At 48.9% G+C, this 20,704-nt stretch carries 19 protein-coding genes and 1 pseudogene; 9 read left to right on the forward strand and 11 right to left on the reverse strand.

Annotated features, from left to right (window positions below):
* Window position 1: 1 nt before the first annotated feature.
* The 8 genes and pseudogenes from dhaK to NMD08_RS11485 all read right to left on the reverse strand — a co-directional run bounded on the left by dhaK (window position 2) and on the right by NMD08_RS11485 (window position 10,122).
* Complete coding sequence (dhaK, locus tag NMD08_RS11450; RefSeq protein WP_151219433.1) at window positions 2–1,072, reverse strand: dihydroxyacetone kinase subunit DhaK; 1,071 nt, start codon at window positions 1,070–1,072, stop codon at window positions 2–4.
* A 325-nt stretch (window positions 1,073–1,397) separates the two neighbouring features.
* A complete protein-coding gene (locus tag NMD08_RS11455; protein WP_151219432.1) occupies window positions 1,398–2,672 on the reverse strand; it encodes a Glu/Leu/Phe/Val dehydrogenase in 1,275 nt (424 codons plus the stop codon).
* Between the two features lie 321 nt (window positions 2,673–2,993).
* Window positions 2,994–3,962 (reverse strand): spore coat protein U domain-containing protein, encoded by a 969-nt coding sequence (locus NMD08_RS11460; RefSeq protein WP_210905182.1) that lies wholly within the window; start codon window positions 3,960–3,962, stop codon window positions 2,994–2,996.
* 13 nt (window positions 3,963–3,975) lie between these two features.
* On the reverse strand, window positions 3,976–6,261 hold the full coding sequence (locus NMD08_RS11465) for a fimbria/pilus outer membrane usher protein (protein WP_210905258.1): 2,286 nt from the start codon (window positions 6,259–6,261) through the stop codon (window positions 3,976–3,978).
* Between the two features lie 55 nt (window positions 6,262–6,316).
* Window positions 6,317–7,039 carry a molecular chaperone gene (locus tag NMD08_RS11470; protein ID WP_210905181.1) on the reverse strand — a complete coding sequence of 241 codons (723 nt, stop codon included), beginning with the start codon at window positions 7,037–7,039 and terminating at the stop codon, window positions 6,317–6,319.
* Between the two features lie 14 nt (window positions 7,040–7,053).
* Window positions 7,054–7,584, reverse strand: a complete 531-nt coding sequence (locus NMD08_RS11475) for a spore coat protein U domain-containing protein (RefSeq protein WP_151219429.1) — start codon at window positions 7,582–7,584, stop codon at window positions 7,054–7,056.
* Between the two features lie 373 nt (window positions 7,585–7,957).
* Window positions 7,958–8,689, reverse strand: coding sequence for a MerR family transcriptional regulator (locus NMD08_RS11480; RefSeq protein WP_187253008.1), 732 nt, complete (start codon window positions 8,687–8,689; stop codon window positions 7,958–7,960).
* Between the two features lie 222 nt (window positions 8,690–8,911).
* Window positions 8,912–10,122: pseudogene (locus tag NMD08_RS11485) on the reverse strand (diguanylate phosphodiesterase).
* Window positions 10,123–10,443: 321 nt separating this feature from the next.
* Here NMD08_RS11485 and ycgZ point away from each other — a divergent pair.
* The 5 genes from ycgZ to NMD08_RS11510 all read left to right on the forward strand — a co-directional run bounded on the left by ycgZ (window position 10,444) and on the right by NMD08_RS11510 (window position 12,215).
* Window positions 10,444–10,680: a regulatory protein YcgZ gene (gene ycgZ / locus NMD08_RS11490; protein WP_151219427.1), complete on the forward strand. Its 237-nt coding sequence runs from the start codon at window positions 10,444–10,446 to the stop codon at window positions 10,678–10,680.
* 42 nt (window positions 10,681–10,722) lie between these two features.
* The gene (locus NMD08_RS11495; RefSeq protein ID WP_286539798.1) at window positions 10,723–10,995 is read left to right on the forward strand and encodes a hypothetical protein; all 273 of its coding nucleotides are present in this window, start codon (window positions 10,723–10,725) and stop codon (window positions 10,993–10,995) included.
* A 34-nt stretch (window positions 10,996–11,029) separates the two neighbouring features.
* Window positions 11,030–11,296, forward strand: a complete 267-nt coding sequence (locus NMD08_RS11500; protein WP_151219425.1) for a biofilm/acid-resistance regulator YmgB/AriR — start codon at window positions 11,030–11,032, stop codon at window positions 11,294–11,296.
* Between the two features lie 122 nt (window positions 11,297–11,418).
* The gene (locus NMD08_RS11505; protein WP_151219424.1) at window positions 11,419–11,634 is read left to right on the forward strand and encodes a hypothetical protein; all 216 of its coding nucleotides are present in this window, start codon (window positions 11,419–11,421) and stop codon (window positions 11,632–11,634) included.
* Between the two features lie 32 nt (window positions 11,635–11,666).
* Entirely contained in the window at window positions 11,667–12,215 is a 549-nt protein-coding gene (locus NMD08_RS11510) for a LuxR C-terminal-related transcriptional regulator (RefSeq protein ID WP_151225543.1), read from the forward strand.
* A gap of 78 nt (window positions 12,216–12,293) precedes the next feature.
* Here the strand turns inward: NMD08_RS11510 and NMD08_RS11515 are convergent, their stop codons facing one another.
* The 3 genes from NMD08_RS11515 to NMD08_RS11525 all read right to left on the reverse strand — a co-directional run bounded on the left by NMD08_RS11515 (window position 12,294) and on the right by NMD08_RS11525 (window position 15,726).
* Complete coding sequence (locus tag NMD08_RS11515) at window positions 12,294–13,553, reverse strand: oligosaccharide MFS transporter (protein ID WP_370620155.1); 1,260 nt, start codon at window positions 13,551–13,553, stop codon at window positions 12,294–12,296.
* Between the two features lie 64 nt (window positions 13,554–13,617).
* Window positions 13,618–14,259, reverse strand: a complete 642-nt coding sequence (locus tag NMD08_RS11520; RefSeq protein WP_151219422.1) for a PfkB family carbohydrate kinase — start codon at window positions 14,257–14,259, stop codon at window positions 13,618–13,620.
* 30 nt (window positions 14,260–14,289) lie between these two features.
* Entirely contained in the window at window positions 14,290–15,726 is a 1,437-nt protein-coding gene (locus NMD08_RS11525) for a glycoside hydrolase family 32 protein (RefSeq protein WP_370620156.1), read from the reverse strand.
* A gap of 173 nt (window positions 15,727–15,899) precedes the next feature.
* On the opposite strand from NMD08_RS11525, the gene NMD08_RS11530 reads away from it, so the two are divergent.
* From NMD08_RS11530 to NMD08_RS11545, 4 genes are all read left to right on the forward strand, one after another.
* The gene (locus tag NMD08_RS11530; RefSeq protein ID WP_210905177.1) at window positions 15,900–16,895 is read left to right on the forward strand and encodes a LacI family DNA-binding transcriptional regulator; all 996 of its coding nucleotides are present in this window, start codon (window positions 15,900–15,902) and stop codon (window positions 16,893–16,895) included.
* Between the two features lie 516 nt (window positions 16,896–17,411).
* Window positions 17,412–18,266 carry an amidohydrolase gene (locus NMD08_RS11535; RefSeq protein WP_151219420.1) on the forward strand — a complete coding sequence of 285 codons (855 nt, stop codon included), beginning with the start codon at window positions 17,412–17,414 and terminating at the stop codon, window positions 18,264–18,266.
* 13 nt (window positions 18,267–18,279) lie between these two features.
* Window positions 18,280–19,659 carry a PTS transporter subunit IIC gene (locus NMD08_RS11540; RefSeq protein ID WP_278238117.1) on the forward strand — a complete coding sequence of 460 codons (1,380 nt, stop codon included), beginning with the start codon at window positions 18,280–18,282 and terminating at the stop codon, window positions 19,657–19,659.
* A 28-nt stretch (window positions 19,660–19,687) separates the two neighbouring features.
* Window positions 19,688–20,683, forward strand: a complete 996-nt coding sequence (locus NMD08_RS11545) for an aldo/keto reductase (RefSeq protein WP_151219418.1) — start codon at window positions 19,688–19,690, stop codon at window positions 20,681–20,683.
* Window positions 20,684–20,704 lie beyond the last annotated feature (21 nt).

A 20,704-nucleotide genomic window follows, 5' to 3' on the forward strand; every position in this document is an offset into this window, starting at 1 on the left:
CTTATTTACCCCAGTTGAGGGCGGGGGTGTGAACCGGTGCATCCCATAAGTTCAGCGTTTCGTCATCCACCTGTAACAGGGTGATTGAGAAGCCGGTCATATCCAGAGAAGTACAGTAAGAGCCGATCAGGTTGCGCTCAATGACAATACCTGCATCCTGGCAACGGCTTTCGAGGCGGTTGTACACGCCGAAGAGTTCTGACAGCGGCGTTGCACCGAGATTATTGACCAGCGCAATGACGCGGTCGCCGCTTTGTAACGCACGTTTGCTTTCTTTACCTTCCTGCCACGCGCCCTGAACGTTGTCCCAGTGGCGGAGTGTACGACTGTAGTTGCCGTTTGCCAGCAGGGTATCGAACATTTCATCTACGGTCTGATCAAGAGAGGTGAAGGTGCGGCGGTCAATGCCCGGCTCCCCATGAATACCCACGCCAAACTCCATTTCGTTATCCTGCAACGTGAACGACGGTTGTCCGGCGGCCGGAACGGTACAAGCACCAATGGCTATCCCTATGGAGTGGCCCAGGTTATTCAGTTTACGACCCAGCGCTGCGCAGACTTCGAGTGAGTCACCGCGTTCGGCAGCCGCGCCGACCAGTTTTTCGATCAATACGGTATTCGCCACGCCACGCCGACCGGCGGTATACAGACTGTCTTTCACTGCTACGTCATCATCCACCACCATGGTGGTGACCTTGACGCCGCTTTCGTGCAACAGCTCGGTGGCGGTTTCGAAATTAAGAATGTCACCGGTGTAATTTTTGATGATCAGCAGTACGCCTTCGCCGCCATCAATTTGCATGGCGCATTCGAACATTTTATCCGGGGTAGGTGAGGTAAAAATCTCTCCCGGACAGGCGCCAGAGAGCATACCCTGACCAATATAGCCGCAGTGCATCGGCTCGTGCCCGCTGCCGCCGCCGGAAAGCAGCGCCACTTTGCCCATTACCGGCGCATCAGCGCGGGTGACATAGACCGGATCCTGATGCAGCGCCAGGGAAGGATACGCTTTCGCCAGTCCGGCGAGTTGTTCATTCAGTACGTCTTCAACACGGTTAATCAATTTTTTCATTATTTATGCTCCGCAGACAGTCCTGGATGGCTGCCGGATTCGGGCAGCCATCTGATGTAGGGTATCGGTTTGTACATCGCCACGGCGACTGCTCGCTGCCGATAAAGTAATTTTGCACACGGGTTTGCAAAAGAAAATTGCTGTAAATGGCGTTTCAATACGAAACATAGCAGCATAATAATGTTCCGTATTGGAACGTCATGGTGCATAAAACAGCGAAAGTGAGAGGTCGGGCGGTATTTGTGCGGAAAGTATTTGAACGGGTTTTTATGGAAAACACACCACCTGCAGAGCGGGTGGTGTGGAGGCATGGTTGATTTCGGCGTTAGCCCGGATAAATTCCGCGATCTTTACGTGCCAGCAGAATGCGTTCGCAGGCAACGATGTAGGCTGCAGTACGCAGGGAGCAGGATTTCTCTGCGGCTTTTTCCCACACGTGCACCATCGCATCGGTCATAATTTTGTCCATGCGATTGTTGATCTCTTCTTCGCTCCAGAAGAAGCTTGCCATATCCTGAACCCATTCGAAGTAGCTGACGGTTACGCCGCCGGCGTTACATACCACGTCAGGGACAACGATGATACCGCGGTTTGCCAGAACGTCGTCGGCGTCCGGATAGGTTGGACCGTTGGCACCTTCGAGTACCAGTTTACAGGTCAGCGTTTCCGCGCGTTGGCGGGTGATCTGCCCTTCGAGTGCAGCCGGGATCAGAATATCCATCTCCAGACTCCAGAAGGCTTCGCTGGCAATGGTTTCAGCGCCCGGGAAACCGGCTATCTGTTTGTGCTCCAATTGCCAGGCAGACAACGCGGCCATGTCGATTCCAGTGGTGTTAAACAGCGTAGCGGTGTGATCCTGAATCGCGACGACGCGTGCGCCAGCTGCCGCGAACAGTCTGGCTGCTTCGCTGCCAACGTTACCAAAACCTTGCACCGCGACGCGGGCACCTTCAACGTCGATATTGGCACGACGCGCCACTTCCAGACCGCTGACGAAAACGCCACGACCGGTGGCTTTATCACGGCCTAACGAGCCGCCGAGGTGAATTGGCTTACCGGTGACCACGCTGGTCACAGTGGTGCCGTGGTTCATGGAGTAGGTGTCCATCATCCAGGCCATTACTTTTCCGTTAGTCCCTACATCCGGCGCAGGAATGTCTTTCTGTGGCCCAATGATAATGCCAATTTCGCTGGTATAACGGCGGGTCAAGCGTTCCAGTTCGCCTTCGGACAGCGAGAACGGATCGACGCGCACGCCGCCTTTTGCACCGCCGTAAGGCAGGTTCAACGCTGCGCATTTGATGGTCATCCATGCGGACAGAGCCATCACTTCATTAAGATCAACATCAGGATGATAACGCACACCGCCTTTGCCCGGACCACGGGAGAGGTTATGTTGCACGCGATACCCTTCAAAATGACGGATAGTACCGTCATCCATCTGCACCGGGATATCGACAATCAGCGCGCGTTTTGGGTGGCGCAGGGTATCCACCCAATGGGAAAGTTCGCCCAGGTAAGGGGCCACACGCTCGATTTGTTGCAGGTAGGTATTCCAGGCAGATGTGCTGCTATCTGAAGCGTAAGATAACTTATCCATGATAAACCTTAGTTATAAAAGTAATATGTTCTTAATTTGGCCGTGGTATACAGTGAATCTCACCATATAAACTTAAATTTAACATTTTTTTCATGGGGCGGTCTGTCCAACCAACACGGATTATCACCATGATTAGTATGGCCTTTAACTTATTATTGAATAGTTATTCTTTGTTTTTGCTTGTATTTGGGTTGTTTTGCGTGACTGATAATTTAATATGCAGAATATATAAAAATCGTAATTTGTCAGATTTATGACGCACCTCTAAAAGTAAACAATATGATAAAAAAATGTATTTGCTTTATTGCGTTTAAGCTGAAGTCAGTAGGTTACAGCGATGGTGACGGTATCGGCATAGCTGTCAGGCGTGTAGTTCGCACTGGGAACGGTGGCGTAAACCGGGTAGGAGGTGGTTGTCCCTGAACCGTTCCCCGTAACGGTATTGAGTGAAGTATTGCCCCAGACCGTACCGGAAGGTCCTGGCGTCGAGCTAAGCTGGTAGGGGACTTTGTCCGTATTTGACCCCGTGCCCGTCATCACGCCGTTGCCTGTTGTATTACCGTTGGAGGGCTGAAGCCCGATGGTGTAGGGCGTGTTATTGGAACATGCTACGCCCACGGTATTTGACGCCGTTAGATTACGTCCGGTTGCCCTGGCTGGTGCAAAGCTAATGTCGGTAGCAGAGGTGATGTTGCACTGTTTGCTGACGGTCGCCGATACCGTGAAAGGAAGCCTGGCAGCAACGGTATCACCACAGGTGGTTGGCGGGAGAAGTAATCCAGGATTGAGGGTGACAAAGGCTGTCGCCGTCGTATAAGTATCCTGATAGTTACCGGGAACGGCTGAGGTTTGTGGCGTGACGATCTTTGCTGATACCGTGAGTGAGCCTGTCACTGGCGTCAGATTCAGCAGGTTAAGCTGAACCATTGGGAAAGTCGTTCCCGACTGATACTGGCTCCCCCAGACTTTAGTGTGTCCGGGATCCTGGTAAAGCTGATATGCCAGCGTTTGGGCAGGTGTTCCACTTAATGACATATTCCGGGGTGTTACCTGACCACTGACGGCTGAGGCATCAATATTAAAACAGAGATTGATCCCTGCCAGCGCGTCGCCAAGCTCTTTGGCGCAGGTGTAATTGAACGTCATTGATGACGTTGCGCCCGTCGCCGACAGCGGATTCACCGAACCCAAATTTATGGGCTGCACATTGCTCACCGAACAGGTCACCGCATGGCTAATTGCCGGACAAAAGAGTACGGTAGCGATGAGTAGCAGATGTCTTAATCTCATGAGCGCACTCCTGTTATTGTGGTCGGCAAGCCAGCGGTCCTATTTGCGCAATCCCTTTCGTTGACGCAGGATAGTCAAATTGCACGCGACAACTGCCAGTGTCCGTATCAACGCGTAGCGTATTGTGCTGCTCCAGCGCGTCGAACCAGGTCATCCCATCAAAGCCAACGACAGATGATTGTCCCGTTCCGCTGACGGCATAAGCCATGCTGCCTTCGGGAATGGGGTTACCCTGACTGTCGACAAGAAGGATCTGCGCGGCGCGTACGGCAGTGATGCCAAAGCTGACCAACGCGCCGGAACGATCGGCAGGCGTAGCGTTCGCCTCGACGCGTGCGATCCGCATATTGGCGGGGAGATCCATCGGGTCAATACTGATCAGGTTTTTTTGATAGCTATTCAGCGGCGAGACCAGCAGTAGTCCCTGGTCGTTGCTGCGGCCAATCAGGTTATTTTGCAATTTAATCGGAACATCAGGAACGCCGTCAGTGGATACGACGGCAAAACCATTGTTGATTTCCCGTGCTGCAAACAGGCCGCCTCCCATGGTTACCAGCGATCCGGTTGCGCCAGCATAGCCATAATGGTTATGCGGTAAACGGCTGAATCCCGCGTACGCTTTGCCATAACGCCCCAGATATCCGACTTCGCCCTGACCGCTTTGCCGGGAAGCTTGCTGACTGGTGGCCAGATTCCAGCCCCAACCGCCGTCGGCAGGGGGCGTCTTGCTGGCGTTGAGCTGGTAGCTGGTTTCATCGTTGGTGCGTTGTAGCGTGCTGCTGGCGCTCAGATTGTGATCAGTGGTAATCGTTACCATCAAATAAAGACTGCGATCGCGGTTGTCGTCAATGTTCTGGTTGAGTCCGGCGTTCAGTGAGATGTTGTCTGTAACTGATTTTAACCAGCTGGCGTTAGCATAGCGCACCGCATTTTCGTGCGGGTAACGAAACTGCAGGTAACTCAGGCTGACGTTACCGGCAGATTCCAGCGAATAGCCAATGACCGTGTTGCTGTTAAGCGTTGGAGGCGGCTCACCATAATGGGTGGCGACATCGCGATAATCACCAGAAGTTGCCGTTGTACTGGTACTGAAATTAAACCGTTCGCCGGACCAACGATAACCAAAACTGTACAGAAATCCGTTCTGCCCTGAATCGGTGCTTGCGGCAAGTGACGTCGAAAATGTGCCGCTGGGGGTTCCCGGGATCCAGTCGTTACTAAAGCCTGCGTTAATTAGTCCATCGCTGGTTTCCGCGTGAGTTCCGGCGGTGAACGTATTGCTAAACCCGCGACGCCATGTACCACTCAATACCGGTGCGCTGGCATAATCGAAAGAGGAGTAACCATAGTTTTCGCGTACCGCGCCTAACTCAGCCGACCAGGCGGTTAATCCTTCTCGCAGAAGTTGTTGATCGTTGTAGAACGAGAAATTTTGTACGCTCGTTCTGCCCAACGCGTCTGTCATCATCACCTGACCCGTTCCCGCGCCGCTGATGTTAGGCAGGGTATTGATCTGAAAGCTACCGGCAGGGACTTCTCCGTTATAGTACCTGACGCCATCGACGTACAGCTCTACGTTTGACGGCAATGTTGCAGAGCCCAGATAAGCAGGGAGGGGTGTAGTTGGCATATAGGGCTGCAGACCAAAATCAGTTCCAATCTGAATGCCGCCGATACGCGTCGGCCGAGACCAGATAAGTGAACTGGTCAGGGTATCGCCAGCGGTTATCGCCAACATCGTTTCGGGAAATGATGTACGCCAGCTGGTATCAAGGCGCTCAACGCTGTTATTTGCATATTCCTCGGTGGAATACTGTGTCAACTGGGTCGTGCTGAGTACGCCTGCGGCACTGAAGGCGCGAAGTTCGCTGAAGGTATTGATTGCGCTTTCATCACCCTGTTGGCTATAGATATCGTAATTGAGCAGCGCTCCGCGTGAGGTTGTCGCCGTCGGCGCGGTTTCTGTGGGCGAGCTAAGCTGCGTGGTCGCAAGATTGAGTGAACTCAGCGGGGCGGTAAGCGAAAGCGTTTGCAACTGAGCGTTGTAGTCAATGGTAAGCTGAGGGATATCGTTCAGGCAGACGACATTAGTGGCGTCTGGCGCAAAGCGAAAGCCCATTTTTCGTAGGGTGTCTGCTCCTGCATAGAACTTTCGATCATCGTAACCCAGATGCACCAGTCCAACGGAATTTCCATTTAAGGTGACGTCGAGATACAGATCGACACCCACAAGTCGCGATGCGCCATTAATAACACCGTTTTCATTCTGGTGATTGTTCTGCGTTTGTGCGCAAACCATTCCCGAAATTAATACCCCATTGAGAAAGCAATAGTTCAGCAGAAGCCAGGATCTGTTAAAGGTCTTGTACTGTTTTTTGGCCATTGATTGTTACTTCAACTTTCCCGCCATAATGCGTATCACTGGCTGACGGAGAGACTATCCAGCGCATTGTTGAGCCGGGCAAAACGTAGCCTAACAGTCCGGGTGTAATGACTTTTTTAGCCCCGCCACGGCTTATAAAAGTTGCCGCAGATAATTGTGCATGACCATTTCCCAGGTTGCTGACTTCAATAAATTTTTTGCCATCCAGTTGTTGTAATTTCCATTGCAGTTTTGCCTGCGTTTGCGCAGATGATGCCGGTTGGATGAAAACGGGGACGGAATAACGCAGTACAAATTGAAGCTTGTTTTTCTCAACTTTTGCAGGCGGCAACTCATCTATCGATAACCGATAAGCGTCTTCTGCCTGTGTCGAGGGTGGCCCCGTTCGAATAACGCGAATCAATTGACGTTCTCCGGGGGCCAATGCCAGCATCGGCGGACTAATGACCAGCCCCTGAGAGGGCGAAAGTTTGTCGTCGTAAGCGCTTTGGCTCCAGCGAAAAACCCGAACCTGGGCATTAAGCACATTTTCACCTGCGTTACTCAGCCAGATACCATCGGCATTTTGCGTCGCTTGCAGCGTTAACGTGACCGGTGCGATTTGCAATCCGCTGGCGGAGGCAAAGTTGACGTTCGCAACCATCCCTAACAGGCATGCGCAGGCATACTGCGCAACAGGCAGTTTTACTTTCATGTGGTTTCCTGAAGTTAGTAGTTAACGTTAACTGTTACCGTGTCGGCATAGTCGTCAGGAGTGAAGTTGGCGCTCGGTGCGGTGGCATAAACAGTATAAATTTGCGCCAGGCCGGTCCCCGTAGCTGCTACGCCGTTTCCCGGCGCAGTGTCGGTGGCTGTGTTCCCCCACACCGGACCTGTTGCTGATGTACGATTTAGTTGATAGGGCACTTTATCAGTATTGGAGGCAGCATTAGCCACGGAGGACATGGCACCTGAGCCTGTCGTCGTCCCTCCATTAGCGGCTGACGGCGCCAGACCGATAAAATAAGGCGTGGTCTTTGAGCAATTAACCGAAATCGTGTTGCTTGCGCTAGTATTCGTTGCCGTGGTATTCACTGGTCCAAGAGTGATATTTGAAGCCGAACCGGCGGTCACGGTACAGGCCTTTTGAATCGTCATCAGTACCTGAAATGTTCCATTAACGGTTGCTGCATGAGCCACAGGAATAATGGAAAAGGCGCAGCAACAAAGAATTAAGCGTTTGTTTAAGACCAGGGCCATATCCTATACCTTTTTCAAATAACCACATTTATTACCTTAGAAAAACAACAATGTGGCATAAGAAGACATGATTTAACCCTAGAATAAGTATTAGGCGTACGCCAGTTGGACTAATGAAGTTTACTTACGAAAAAGGTGATGGCGTCTACAAAAGAATAATACCAATGGGTGAGTATTTTGTTTTTTTTCTGTGCTACGCGCGGGTTAAGACAGGTGAAAAGGGACAATTGATTCGTTCGATGGCACTCAAAATAAGCATCATAAATCAGAATTTGTAAGATCTGTTCTCTTCAGTGTGAAAAAATGAGCAAGTGATAACCCACCTATTTTGGGGTCATCAACATTATGATGCTGTTATGGCCACCCTCGATAGTTACGGACAGTGGAAAATGACTTTGTAACCTTGCTCATTCCAGTGTTGTAGCAGCTCATTTTGTCTTCGGGTTGGCGTAATACCGGTCCAGACAAAAAGCGTTTGCCCTGGGAAAAGTTCTGGTCTTGGTGTTTCAATGGGTTCAGCAAGCACGGCAATATGCCAGCCTGATTGCGATAATCGCCAGGATTCGAGCCATAAACGAGTTCTGTCTTCAACATCCCAGGCCATCAGGATGGCATCTTTCCCTGATTTGCGTCGCGTCTCAGACAGCAGTGTTGCAACATATTCAATCAATGCGCCGTCAAGCATACTGTTCATAATGCGGGATGTATTATGGTCAAGCATCAGCCGTTGACGTACGGGAAGAAAAACGTGATCAATTAATGCTTCAACTGGGTAGACACGACCGAGTGAGATAATTTTGGCTCGAAGTTTCGGCGGGTTCACCATGCGAAGAATGCCCATCATCTCTTCTTGCAGTTGATTCCAGTCGTCGTCAGTTTCACGAGTGCTGGTTTCGAGCAATGCTTTAACTTTGCCAACAGGCGTGCCATTGTTAATCCAACGTTTTATTTCCTCTATACGTTGGATATCTTCTTCATCAAAGAGTCGGTGACCACCTTCGCTGCGCTGGGGTTTGAGTAAACCGTAACGCCGCTGCCATGCCCGGAGAGTGACAGGATTTATCCCGCAACGTTCTGCGACATCCCCAATACTGTAATACGCCATAACTCCCCCAAACATTCCCGATTCTCCGTCACCGATATGCAATTCCTGTCAGTTTGTACAACATGCATCAAATTGTACAAAACTGACATATGATTCTAGCAAAATTAAGATTTACTTTACTATCATGTATGGCGCAAATGCTGAAATTTATATTCAACATGAAGGCGTGTGGGGGATATTTTTGTTAAAGAACAGTTAGTTGAATTTAGTAACGATGGGGAATTATTTTTTCTCAGGCCATGCAACAGACGGTGTTCCATTCAGGCAGGCTTGTGCAAAAAGGTTGCCCTGGAAGATTTCAATGCCCGCGGATTCAAGCCACATCCACTCTTCAGGTTTTTCAACGCCGACTGCGGAAATCATAATCTCCAGTGAAGCGCAGCATTTGATAATTGCCTGAATGATGGCCTGCCGTGGTCCACTTTTATGCACATCAGTGATGAGCTCGCGGCTGATCTTAATTCGGTCGGGTTGAAAACGAGACAGAAGCTGAAGCCCGGCAAAACCTGCGCCAAAATGATCTATCGCTACACATATTCCCGCAGCCTTGAGTGACTTCACGGCCTGCGAGAACGTATCAAAGCGCGAAATAACTTCACTTTCGGTAAACTCTACAATGATTTGCTCAGGTACCAGTCCATGCGCCGTGATTTCGTCTATAAGAAAACTCACTGCATCGGGTTCGTTTACCAGGGTCATGGGGAGCAGATTGACTGACAACATTTTGCCATTAAGTCCCAGCGCGCTTGCCATCGCAAAGGCTGTCTTTTTACTCTGCAGGTCTGCAGAATACACATCCTCAGGTTTTAAGCTGCCAAAATATGTTGTGGGGGTATCACCGTCTTTACCGCGGATAAGCGCTTCCAGTGCGATGACTCGCTGCGACATAGGATCGATAATAGGTTGAAAAGCAAAGCTGAAATCTGCATCTGAGGGAAATGTGTCTTCATCCAGGAGGGTACAAGTATTGTCGGTAATAAAACTCCAGTAATCAGGTGCGGGTATTTCAAAATAGCTCGACTTGTCTGTCGCAAGGACAAATGTGCGGAAAAACTGTAATGCCCTGTCATCATAGGTGAGCTGAAACTTCGATGTTCCCTTATTCAGCACGGCTTGCAGGACGTCATTGCGCTCATGTCTTTGTAAATCAAATAACTCCATCCCCACTTTTCCAATCTTCTCGCTGGAGCGTAATCACACATCAGCTCAACGACATTGTGGTGTCGTGGATCATTACAAATACAACGATAGATCTCTTTTACCTGCTCCTCAGGGCCTTCAAGCAGTTGGAAAAAGTGGCGACCATTAAAGAGTAAGATCCCCGTAACATCTGAGAGTCTGTTTTTAATATTTGCGGCTGTCACCATATCTTCAAGCGCTTTAAGAGGTGCGTCATCACGTAGATGGCTACGATAAATTATGGTTGTGAGCATGGAAATTCCGGGACTATAAGCGGGAAGAAGAAGTATGGACAGTATCAGACAAACCTGATTATGTCGTGATTTTAATACTTTATTCTAACTTTAATTTCACATTTTAAAGACCTTATGAAGATAAAGCCTACCCTGGGTGAGGATCGATTTGTACAATGCGTTCAGTGTTTTAAGTAAGTTGTAATTATTATAACTATCTGATTTAAAACAATTAGCACATTATGGTAAAAATTAATTCATCACGTTGTACACATTTTCGGTACAACTTTGCTACTGTTATAAAACTTAATATTCACCAGCATTTTGTTACAGGAGAAGTACATGCAGCAGCATACTGTTCTTACTGATTCCGCAGGCGCGATTTCTCGTTACTTTGCTAAAGCGCATCTTCCTACCCAGCAGGAAACCTTGGGCGAAATCGTTACTGAGATCCTAAAAGATGGGCGCAATCTCAGCCGCAAATCATTGTGCACCAAACTTCTTCATCGTCTTGAAAAAGCATCAGGAGAGAACGAACAGAAACATTACAATGCGTTGATCGGCCTGCTTTTTGAATAAATGAAAACCCTAATAAGATAATGGGTAAGTAGTGAAGGAGTTATGAAGAAACCTGACAGTGAACGCTTGAAACATGAAATTACAGGTTTGGCTGTGCTAGAAATTTTACGCATGCATACAGACGTTTCTTTAATGGTACTGATTAAGCAATTGCGACTTATGCAGGCCGGTGAAATGGACAGGACACGCAAACAACTAATTGAAAGCGTTATCAATGAATTCACAAATTTTAATCCGGACAAAATAAAAATAAAACCGGACAGAACTATTGATGAGAGTGATTTCAGTGCCAGCAAAAAACCTAAATTACATTAAAGATAATTTTCCAGACTATACAAGCGAGGTTACTATGCTTCATGAAATTAATGTCCACAGTGTTATGGCGGATAAAGCGTTATCAAGTTATTTCCACAATGCCGGTGAGCTTTTAGCCGATGAGTCGGTGGTACTGGGTCAGGCGGTGACAAATGTTATTTTAGCTGGTGATAATGTTAACAATAAAAACATTATTTTAAGCCTGATCGGTTCTCTGGAATCGACAACTGATGTTGTCCAGGCTGATATTATAAGAAAAACCCTTGAAATAGTGTTGCGTTATACAGCTGATGACGTTTAATTTGTTATTATATTAATATAAAAATCAACTTTGTTATATGCAGCAAACTCTACTGCTTCGCTTTTTAGATTAAGACTATGCACAGCAGCCTCTTTTTTATAAATGCATTTCTATGGGGGGATATGGCTAATTCAATTCCGGAGAATTATATTTTCCGCTGCGCGCTATATAAGGATGTAGAGCGAAAAGTAATGTTAAAACAGGGTTATATAAACAACGATATTCTTGCTCAGGCATTTAGTACGCAGTTGAAGAATGAGAAAAATGTGATATTAACCGATATCTATGCGCAGATTCTGGCCCATCTTCAGCCCGATAAAACTGCGCAGCCCGGTTAGGTCAATGGTGATTTTTCATTGGGGCCATAAAAATGAACATAATTCAGGAACATGCTGGAAACGCGGAATTATGGGTTGATGATATTTTTATCAGACAAGGATTAAAGAACATCATTGCCGATATCGTTTTTGAAGATGATAAGGCGCGGCTAGTGTTCTTCACCGCTAATCACTTTGAGGCGGTAAAAAAGCAAAATTACGATCTGAATACGCACCGGTTGGTGCTGCTGATCGATGGCCATCTGTATCAGTATCTCAATGAGATTTCATTTTACAGATTGCCGATAGATATTAGCGTTGCCACACTCAAACAGTTTATTATTGATATTACTGGTTTTGCTAGTAATCACGAAAATCAATCAGAGCTAAATATCTCACTGACCGCGCGGGATAAATATATTTTAACGCAGTTAGGGGAGGGGAGAACCATTTTTGAGATATCTGCCCTGTTAAATCTACACTTAAAAACGATTTATCAGGCCAGGCAGAATTTGATCAAGAAACTGGGTTGCTCTGGGCTGATTGATTTTCAGGGGATACTGCAAGCGCAAATTTTTCGGAACTGGCTGAAACATGCCTGAGCTCACCGACAGTTTGTACTTGATGTTGGGGATGTACGACAGGGCCAGTGGCCCTGTCGCGGTATAAACTAAACTTTGCTATTCCATTACGAGTTCATTCCCGCCCTCCTGCTGATGATGCTTTTTACTCAGCGAGAAGAAGCCAAATATCAGCGTTATTACCACAATGCTGGCCATAATCAGGAAAATTTCCTGATAGCCCACCATATCAAACAGCTTACCGACAGGCAGCGACAGCACGATGATGCCAATTGAACTGGCAATATTAAAGCCAATCAGGTATATCGTTGACGATAGGCGCTTATCAAAATTTGCGACGCTGAATTTAAAAACTGAAATAACAAACAGTGGGACTTCCAGCGCGTGCAGCATTTTGATTAAGGAAATAATATAGATATCAGTGAAAAACGCAGAGCCCAGGATTCGGCAGGTCATGATTGTGCCACCCAGCAGCAATGCGGATTTAGGCCCAATGCGGTTAATCAGGAATGGAATCATCGCCATGCCAACGGCTTCCATAAACACCTGTACCGAGTTGAGGTAGCCGTAGACGCGCGGAGCCAGTTCAGGGTCGTCAAATAAGCTGGCGTAAAACACCGGGAACATCTGCTGATCGTAGATGCTATAGAACGACCAGGTGCCGACGACAAAGATAACGAAAAACCAGAACTGCGAATCTTTAAAGATGGTGAGAAAATCCTTTCGGGTCAGCGCGTCTGGCTCGGGCGAACGTGTATCCGCGGATGCCGGGGCCGGTGCGTTGGTTTTGAACACCACGTTAATCACCAGGAATAACACCCCCATGACCGACACACACCAGAAGTTAATGTGCGGGTTGATACTGAAGAAGATGCCACCCACAAACGTCCCTGCGGCGTAGCCAAGCGATCCCCAGAAGCGGGCGGTGCCGAATTCAAAGTTGAATTTGCGGCTCACTTTCTCGACGAAGCTTTCCACCAGACCGCAACCGGCGAGATAGCCAAGACCAAAGAAAATGGCGCCTAGCACCATGCCAAGCTTGAAGTTGGAGACCAGCAGCGGTTCATAAACATAAATCAGGAACGGACCGCTGAGCGTGATGACAGTCCCCATCATCCAGATAAGGGGCTTGCGGGTACCGAGCTTATCCTGCAGAAAACCGTAGCCCAGCATAAACAGCATGCTGAAAAACTGGTTTACGGCATACAACATTCCCAGCTCCGTTCCGGACAGGCCTAATTTGCTTTTTAGCCATATGGCATAAAAAGACCACCACAGCGACCAGGCGGCAAAGAAAAAGAGCAGATACCCGGAGGAATACCGGTATTTATCATTACTGAACGGCATCGTTATTTTCATGTTTTTCCAATCCAGATTAGGTCATTGTAAGGTCTTGCTGCCGCGACGTAACGCGTGCTCGGTATTACGGGTTTATCGTTCTGTTTAGCGAAGGTTGTGACTGAATAAAGCAGCTCAGCTGTTGGCTGTTGGGGAATGCGCTAAGCGCGCCACGCTGGCTGGTTGCCAGGGCACCGCAGGCGCTGTTGAAATCGTCGGTTCGGGTTAGCCGAAGCAGTTCCTCTTCGGACCTCTTCAGAATGTCACTCTGTCGGGCGAACTCGCTAACAAGGTCAAACATCAGCGTCTGGTTACCCCACATCTGTGGGCGTAGGTTGATATCGAAGCTCAACGTGCCCGCTGCCCGTCGAGTTGCCGCCATCGCCTGGGCGAGAGTCGCCGGGCTGAGAAACTGATCGGCAGATGGATTGACCAGAAAATCAAATTGCCGCTCACCGTCAGGATCCAGCGACACCAGTACGGTGCTGGTGTGTCGCTTCGGATCAAACTCCAGGCTTTTGGTGTCCACCTGCGCTGTCACCAGCGTTTGGTGCAGAAAGCGGCCGAAGGCGTCATTGCCTACGCGGCCGATAAAGCCGCTGTCATGGCCGAGGCGGGCGACGCCGATGGCCACATTGAAGGGCGCGCCTCCCGCACAGGCTTCAAACTGCATATTGTCGCGCGGTAGCAAATCCACCACGGCATCTCCGAGCGTCCAGATTGTCATTATTTTTCCCCAAAGCAGTGAGACGGGTGGCTATTTGGCGGCGAGCGGCCAGGCATGCCCGTTATTAAAAATGGCGTGTCCGTTCTGGCTAAATAAGGTCAGTTGGCGATCGTCCGGTTCAGGATAAATACGGCTGCTGAGGGTGTACTCGCCGTGATTAACAAAGACTTCTACCGACGAACTATCGATAAACAGGCGCAGGTCCAGCACATCATTGGCGGGCAGCGGTACGCTACGGCAGCCCGACAGGCCGTGTTGCGGATAGCGGCGTTCCAGCACCAGACGCTGAGCCTGGGTATCGACGAAGACGCGCAGCCCGTCACCCAGCGCGATGCCGTATTGTTCAGCGTGGCTGCGGGCGATATCGAGGCTCAGTTCGACTTCGAGAGCATGCGCCTGTTCTTCTACCATCAGGGTGCGATTGTTCAGGTCGCTGACCGGCCAGACATGAAGCTGACCGCGTAATGACTCCAGCTCTTTGACCGGGTTCATGCGCAGCCGCAAATCTGCATCGAGCGTCACTTCCCGGGGAAGAGTAAGCATGCCCGCCCAGCCGTCGGCCTGTTCTGGCATCGGCGACTCCCACATCGATAGCCAACCGATCACCACGCGGCGACCGTCCGGTGTGAAAAATGACTGAGGGGCGTAAAAATCATGCCCGTGATCCATCTCCCGGAAGGGGTGGGTCACGTGGAACTGATGGTTATCCTGCCATTCGCCGACCATATAGCCGCTCTGGAACAGGTTACGGTAATCGTAGCCGTCGGCGGCGATACCCTGCGGCGAGAACATGAAGATGAGCTTATCGTCCAGCGGGAAGAGGTCCGGGCACTCCCACATGTAGCCCATGCCGTCATTGGCCTGGGCAAGCGTGCTCGCAAACTGCCAGTGCTGCAGATCCTGCGAACGATAGAGCTGTACTTCGCCCACGTCATCGACCCGGGCGCCCACAACCATGTACCAACTGTCTCCCTCTCGCCAGACTTTCGGATCGCGAAAATGGTGAACGCCCTGCGGGGTATCCAGAATCATGCCCTGGCGTTCAAAGTGAACTCCATCGGTGCTGGTGGCCAGACATTGCACCTGATACAGGTTTTCCTCTTTTGCCTCGCCGTCGAATTTGTGCCCGGTGTAGATCAGGGCCAGTTTATTGCCGTCAACCACCGCTGAACCGGAAAAACAGCCGTCTTTATCCTCTGGCCCTTCGGGGGCCAGTGCGATGGGTAGGTGCTCCCAGTTCACCATATCGCGGCTGCGCGCATGGCCCCAGTGCATCGGCCCCCAAACCGGTTGCCACGGATAGTGCTGATAGAACGCATGGTAGTAACCATCAAACCAGGAGAGGCCGTTAGGGTCATTCATCCAGCCCGCCGGAGGGGCGAGGTGATAGCACGGATACCAGCGCGGATTGATACGATCTTTTTGCTGGTTTAGGGCCTTATTGGCCGTTAAGAGTAATGACGTCATTTGCGTGTCCCTGTCAGTGAATTGAGTAGAAGGTAACGTTAACATTCTCAGCTTTCTCGCAGAATTGATGGTAATATCGATGTTAATCACAAAAGTTAACGTTAACATTTTGCGAGTGTTATCAAGATCGCATTTTCAGACCCGGCAAGGTGAACGCCGTTAAAGGAGAGGGTATGGCATCTTTAAAGGATGTGGCGCAACGGGCTAACGTCTCGTTAATGACCGTATCACGAGCGATTAACGAGCCCGAGAGACTGCGGCCAGAAACCTATAAAAAGGTGATGGAAGCGGTAGATGCGCTGGGGTATGTCTCCGATCTCTCCGCGAAAAAAATTCGTGGCGCGAAAACCACGGCTAACACTATCGGGGTGTTAGCGCTGGACACCATGACCACGCCATTTTCCGTGGAGATAACGCTCTCTATCGAAGAGACCGCGCGGGCGCACGGTTGGAATAGCTTTGTGGTGAATATGTTCAGCAATGACCAGCCAGAGAAAATGGTGGATCTGCTGCTGGCGCATCGCCCTGACGGCATTATCTATACCGCGATGGGGTTGCGTCAGGTTCCGGTACCGGAAAAGCTGCATAAGTATCGCTGCGTGCTGGCAAACTGCGAAAGCATCAGTGGTCCTTTTCCCACCTATATTCCTGATGATGAGCAAGGGCAATACCTTGGCGTGAAGGCGCTATTAGCCGCAGGCTATCGTCGGCTGCTGTGCATCCACCTGCCGAAAGGGATTGTGGCGACCGATCGCCGCCGGGCGGGAATGGAGCGCGCCTGTCGTGAGGTGGGGGTTGACCCTGATGCCATGCTCCACCATTATCTCCCACCCGGCGAAAGCCACCATATTGATGCAGCGGAGATTGTCGGCCGCTATATCCATGGCGCGCGACCGATATTTGATGCTGTGGTTTGCGGGAATGACCGCGTGGCTTTTGTTATCTACCAGGTATTGCTGGGCCGTGGGCTGCGCATTCCGCAGGACGTCGCTGTGCTGGGCTATGACAATATGGTGGGCACCGGTGAGTTGTTTTTACCGCCGCTGTCGACGATACAGTTGCCGCATTATGAAATTGGCCGTCTCAGTGCACTGCATCTTATCCAGGGACTCGATCACCGGGATACTGTGCGAGTCGACAGCCCCTGGCTTCCCCGGTCGTCAATATGATTAGCTTAACTGCTTCGTTTCAATAACCGGAGGGATGTGTGCATTCTGTTGAGGGTATCGCTAATTTGCTGGTGGATGTTATAAAACTGAAACTTGGGGGTACTGTTTAGTCACTGTTGAGCGCGCAAGGCTCAAAGTTGGGTCGTATATTAAACTCTCGCCGTAATTTAGGGGTTTCAATAAAATAACCATTATTTATTAATGTTAACGTATCAATATATTGTAACTTACGAAACGTTTACATTTTTTTCCGTTCTTACCCATCCATCGCTCTTCTTTGCTTCTGTAACTTCAGTGGGACGTACAAGCGTCCACCACATTAACCACATGCAATAGTTCATCTTAGTGACATTGGATTTTACGGCGGTTATAGGCATTTACGTCCCCCTTTTTTAGCCTACAGATAAACCGTGAAAATTGTGATCCCGTACTCAGATAGTGCATTCCGTGGTTGCCTTTTAATCACAGACTTTTATTGTATTCTCATTGTATACAATAAAAATACAGAGAGTGAGTATGAGAGTGATTGATACCCATAACCATGTTTGGCAGTGCCGGGGGGAACATTTTTCCTGGATTACAGACGACCTGGCGGCAATTCGACGTGATTTTCTTATTGACGACTTGCAGGCGGTATTGGCTGAAAACAGTATCGAAGGCGCCATTTTAGTACAAGCCATCCCTTCAATTGAGGAGACCGAATGGCTGCTGGATATAGCTGAGCACCACGATGAAGTCAAAGGTGTTGTTGGATGGGTGGATATAAACCACGGGACTGAGATCGTAGAGGATATGCAGAGACTGCTGAGAAAATCCCGCTATCTGAAAGGGATCCGCTATATGTCTCAAGGCTTGCCTGAGAGTCATTTAGTGACCCCGCAATTTATTCAGGGGGTTCGCAGTGTTGGGGAGCAAGGGTTGGTGTATGAACTGTTGGTTACGCACCAACAGCTTGAGGCGGCAAATCAGCTAATTTCTGCTTGTCCAGAGGTGACCTTTGTTATCGAACATGCGGCAAAACCCGCAGTTCGCGACAGGGAAATTATCCGCTGGCGTGAACAGTTAATGTTGATTGGTGAGGCTTACAGCAATGTTTTTTGCAAACTATCAGGCCTGGTCACGGAAGCAGATTACGCCCGCTGGACGGGACCTGAGCAGGCGAGCCAGGAGCTTGAACCTTATTTTAGCTCGGTTTTTGCCGCATTTGGCCATGAGCGAGTGATGTATGGATCCGACTGGCCAGTTTCTCTACTGGCATTACCGTACGCCGGCACTTTAGGGCTTTACCAGAACTACCTGCAATCTCACCAGGCTCTTTCCAGCGATAACTTCTTTTATCGCGTGGCAGAGAAGGTTTACTCATTAAAGTAACAGGGGGGCACTTATGGAAGTCGTTCAATATATTCTCGGATTTGGCCCGGCAGTGGTCATTCCAATGATTATGTTTTTATTTGCCGTGCTTTTTGGCGCGAAACTTGCCGACGCGGCGAAAAATGCAATGACGGTAGGTATTGGTTTTCTCGGTCTTTCGTTGCTGATTGGTTTTATGGTGACATCACTCAGCAGTTCGACAGAAGCGATGGTAAAAAACCTCAATCTTCATTATGAAGTGTTGGATCTGGGGTGGCCGCTAATTAGCGCCTTCAGTCTGGCTGCACTCTCTCTACCGATAGTTTATACGTTATGTTTTGTCACTAATTTGTTGATGATTTCAACCAACACCACTAAAACCCTTAACGTTGATTTTTGGAATTATTGGCACTTTGTATTTGCCGGAATCATTGTTGAACAGGTGACGGGTTCATTTTGGATGGGGATTTTCGCCAGTTGGATCACATTTATTATTACGCTAAAAATCGCCGATTACATTGCCCCACATGTGCAGAAATTCTGTGACACGCCGAACGTGACTATTACTCAGGCGGAGATCGTCGCCTGGGCTCCGTTGGCATTTTTAATGGATCGTGTAATTGATCGTATTCCGTTGATTAACAAAATTGACCTTAATCTCAGCAAAATTGAAGCCAAACTAGGTTTTTTTGGTAGCCCGTTAGCCATGGGAGCCATTCTGGGGGTAATTATCGGTATGCTTGGCGCGCTACCGTTCAGCGATATTATTAAGAGTGGGATGAATTTTGCGGCGGTAATGGTGTTATTGCCGACGATGGCGGGGGTACTGGTCAGTGGTCTGGTACCAATTACTGAAATTGCCTCTGAATGGGTAAAGAAACGTTTTCCAACAAAGTCACTTTATTTTGGTATTAGTGGTGAAATTGCTTTTAAAAATCCTGCGGTATTGTCTGTAGGTATTTTGATGGTACCACTCACTATCCTGATTAGTACTATTTTGCCTTTTAATACCATGATGCCATTCGCCGATATTCCTTATCTGCCGATATTTGTCGTCTTTGGCACGGTTGCATGCAACGGAAACATGTTCCGTGGATTAATTAATGGCATTGTCATCGTGTGTGGGATCCTATGGTTTGGTTCGGATCTCGCTGTTGTGTCGCAGGCTTTGGCCGAAAAGGCGCAACTGAATGTGCCAAAAGAGATGATGGCCTCATCAATCGATGGCGGCTCACACGCTATATCCTATATTTTCTACAAAATGTTCGAATTGTTAAAAGGAATGAATCCTGCACTCTTGTGTATTTTTTCTATCGTAGCGACCGGGATTATTATTTATGTGCTGAAGTTGATTTTCAATATTAATAATAAATCAATTACAGCACCCTCATTAACTGCAAAAAAAGTTGACTAAGAATACTGATAAACATCAGGGGAATATTATGATTACTCAGAATACAATTAAAAGTGTAGGGCTTAGTGTACCTTCTTTAACCTTCGGTGCAGCCAGCCTGGCTAATTTATTCAGAACGCTGAGCAATAACGAAGCCATGGACATTGTTGATAAGGCCATTCAGGTTGGCTGGCGCTACTTTGATACTGCACCACATTATGGCAGCGGACTTTCTGAACTGCGTTTAGGTCTGGGATTACGGGGACTGGATCGTAGCGAATATGTTTTGTCCACCAAGGTTGGTCGTCTGCTGCAATCGCGGAAACAAGAGCCTGGTCTTGAGGCGGGGGAGTTCTTCTATGATGAGAACCCGTTTAACCGACTGGCTGATTACTCCTATGAGGGCATCATGCGCTCATACGAAAACTCTATCCAGCGCCTGGGAACCCGTTTTATCGACATTCTCTATGTACACGATCTCGGTACCTATACCTACGGCAATACGGAACTGGAACGTCAACATTTTAGAACCTTCTGTGAGTCAGGGCAGAAAGCACTAGAAGAGCTTAAGCGCAATGGCGATATCAAAGCCTGGGGCGCAGGTGCGAATGAAGAGGCAATCCTTATGGAGGTGATGGATAACGCTGCCCCGGATATCTTAATGCTCGCCAACCGCTACAACCTGCTGGAAACAGACCGCCAGGCGTTCTTTGCTAAATGTGAAAGCAACAATGTTTCGGTGGCTGTTGCTGCACCTTTCGCTACCGGAGTTTTAGTCGCCAAAGATAAATCTAAGGCGTTGTATGAATACGGTTCAGCGCCAGCGCAGGTTATTGAAAAAGTAAATGCGATAGAAGCGCTATGTGCAAAATATGCCGTGCCGATTGGTGCCGCGGCGCTGCAATTCCCATTAAGAAACCAAAATGTGGTCACTGTAACCTGCGGCATTCAATCCGTGGAGCAAGCGTTGACTAATTTTACATGGGCTAACTGGGATATTCCGCAGGGATTGTGGGATGAACTGGTCAGTATTGGTATTCAGTAAGCATCATTTGTAACTTTGCGA

The organism is Citrobacter meridianamericanus (genome assembly GCF_041320245.1).
GTDB lineage: Bacteria > Pseudomonadota > Gammaproteobacteria > Enterobacterales > Enterobacteriaceae > Citrobacter > Citrobacter meridianamericanus.

Excerpts from the sequence above, each read along its gene's own strand:
- NMD08_RS11540 (WP_278238117.1), top strand. The coding sequence starts at position 18,280 with ATGGAAGTCGTTCAATATATTCTCGGATTTGGCCCGGCAGTGGTCATT.
- NMD08_RS11475 (WP_151219429.1), bottom strand. The coding sequence starts at position 7,584 with ATGGCCCTGGTCTTAAACAAACGCTTAATTCTTTGTTGCTGCGCCTTT.
- NMD08_RS11545 (WP_151219418.1), top strand. The coding sequence starts at position 19,688 with ATGATTACTCAGAATACAATTAAAAGTGTAGGGCTTAGTGTACCTTCT.
- NMD08_RS11480 (WP_187253008.1), bottom strand. The coding sequence starts at position 8,689 with ATGGCGTATTACAGTATTGGGGATGTCGCAGAACGTTGCGGGATAAAT.
- NMD08_RS11515 (WP_370620155.1), bottom strand. The coding sequence starts at position 13,553 with ATGAAAATAACGATGCCGTTCAGTAATGATAAATACCGGTATTCCTCC.
- dhaK (WP_151219433.1), bottom strand. The coding sequence starts at position 1,072 with ATGAAAAAATTGATTAACCGTGTTGAAGACGTACTGAATGAACAACTC.
- NMD08_RS11535 (WP_151219420.1), top strand. The coding sequence starts at position 17,412 with ATGAGAGTGATTGATACCCATAACCATGTTTGGCAGTGCCGGGGGGAA.
- NMD08_RS11460 (WP_210905182.1), bottom strand. The coding sequence starts at position 3,962 with ATGAGATTAAGACATCTGCTACTCATCGCTACCGTACTCTTTTGTCCG.
- NMD08_RS11495 (WP_286539798.1), top strand. The coding sequence starts at position 10,723 with ATGAAGAAACCTGACAGTGAACGCTTGAAACATGAAATTACAGGTTTG.
- NMD08_RS11510 (WP_151225543.1), top strand. The coding sequence starts at position 11,667 with ATGAACATAATTCAGGAACATGCTGGAAACGCGGAATTATGGGTTGAT.
- ycgZ (WP_151219427.1), top strand. The coding sequence starts at position 10,444 with ATGCAGCAGCATACTGTTCTTACTGATTCCGCAGGCGCGATTTCTCGT.
- NMD08_RS11505 (WP_151219424.1), top strand. The coding sequence starts at position 11,419 with ATGGCTAATTCAATTCCGGAGAATTATATTTTCCGCTGCGCGCTATAT.
- NMD08_RS11500 (WP_151219425.1), top strand. The coding sequence starts at position 11,030 with ATGCTTCATGAAATTAATGTCCACAGTGTTATGGCGGATAAAGCGTTA.
- NMD08_RS11465 (WP_210905258.1), bottom strand. The coding sequence starts at position 6,261 with ATGGTTTGCGCACAAACGCAGAACAATCACCAGAATGAAAACGGTGTT.
- NMD08_RS11530 (WP_210905177.1), top strand. The coding sequence starts at position 15,900 with ATGGCATCTTTAAAGGATGTGGCGCAACGGGCTAACGTCTCGTTAATG.
- NMD08_RS11520 (WP_151219422.1), bottom strand. The coding sequence starts at position 14,259 with ATGACAATCTGGACGCTCGGAGATGCCGTGGTGGATTTGCTACCGCGC.
- NMD08_RS11470 (WP_210905181.1), bottom strand. The coding sequence starts at position 7,039 with ATGAAAGTAAAACTGCCTGTTGCGCAGTATGCCTGCGCATGCCTGTTA.
- NMD08_RS11455 (WP_151219432.1), bottom strand. The coding sequence starts at position 2,672 with ATGGATAAGTTATCTTACGCTTCAGATAGCAGCACATCTGCCTGGAAT.
- NMD08_RS11525 (WP_370620156.1), bottom strand. The coding sequence starts at position 15,726 with ATGACGTCATTACTCTTAACGGCCAATAAGGCCCTAAACCAGCAAAAA.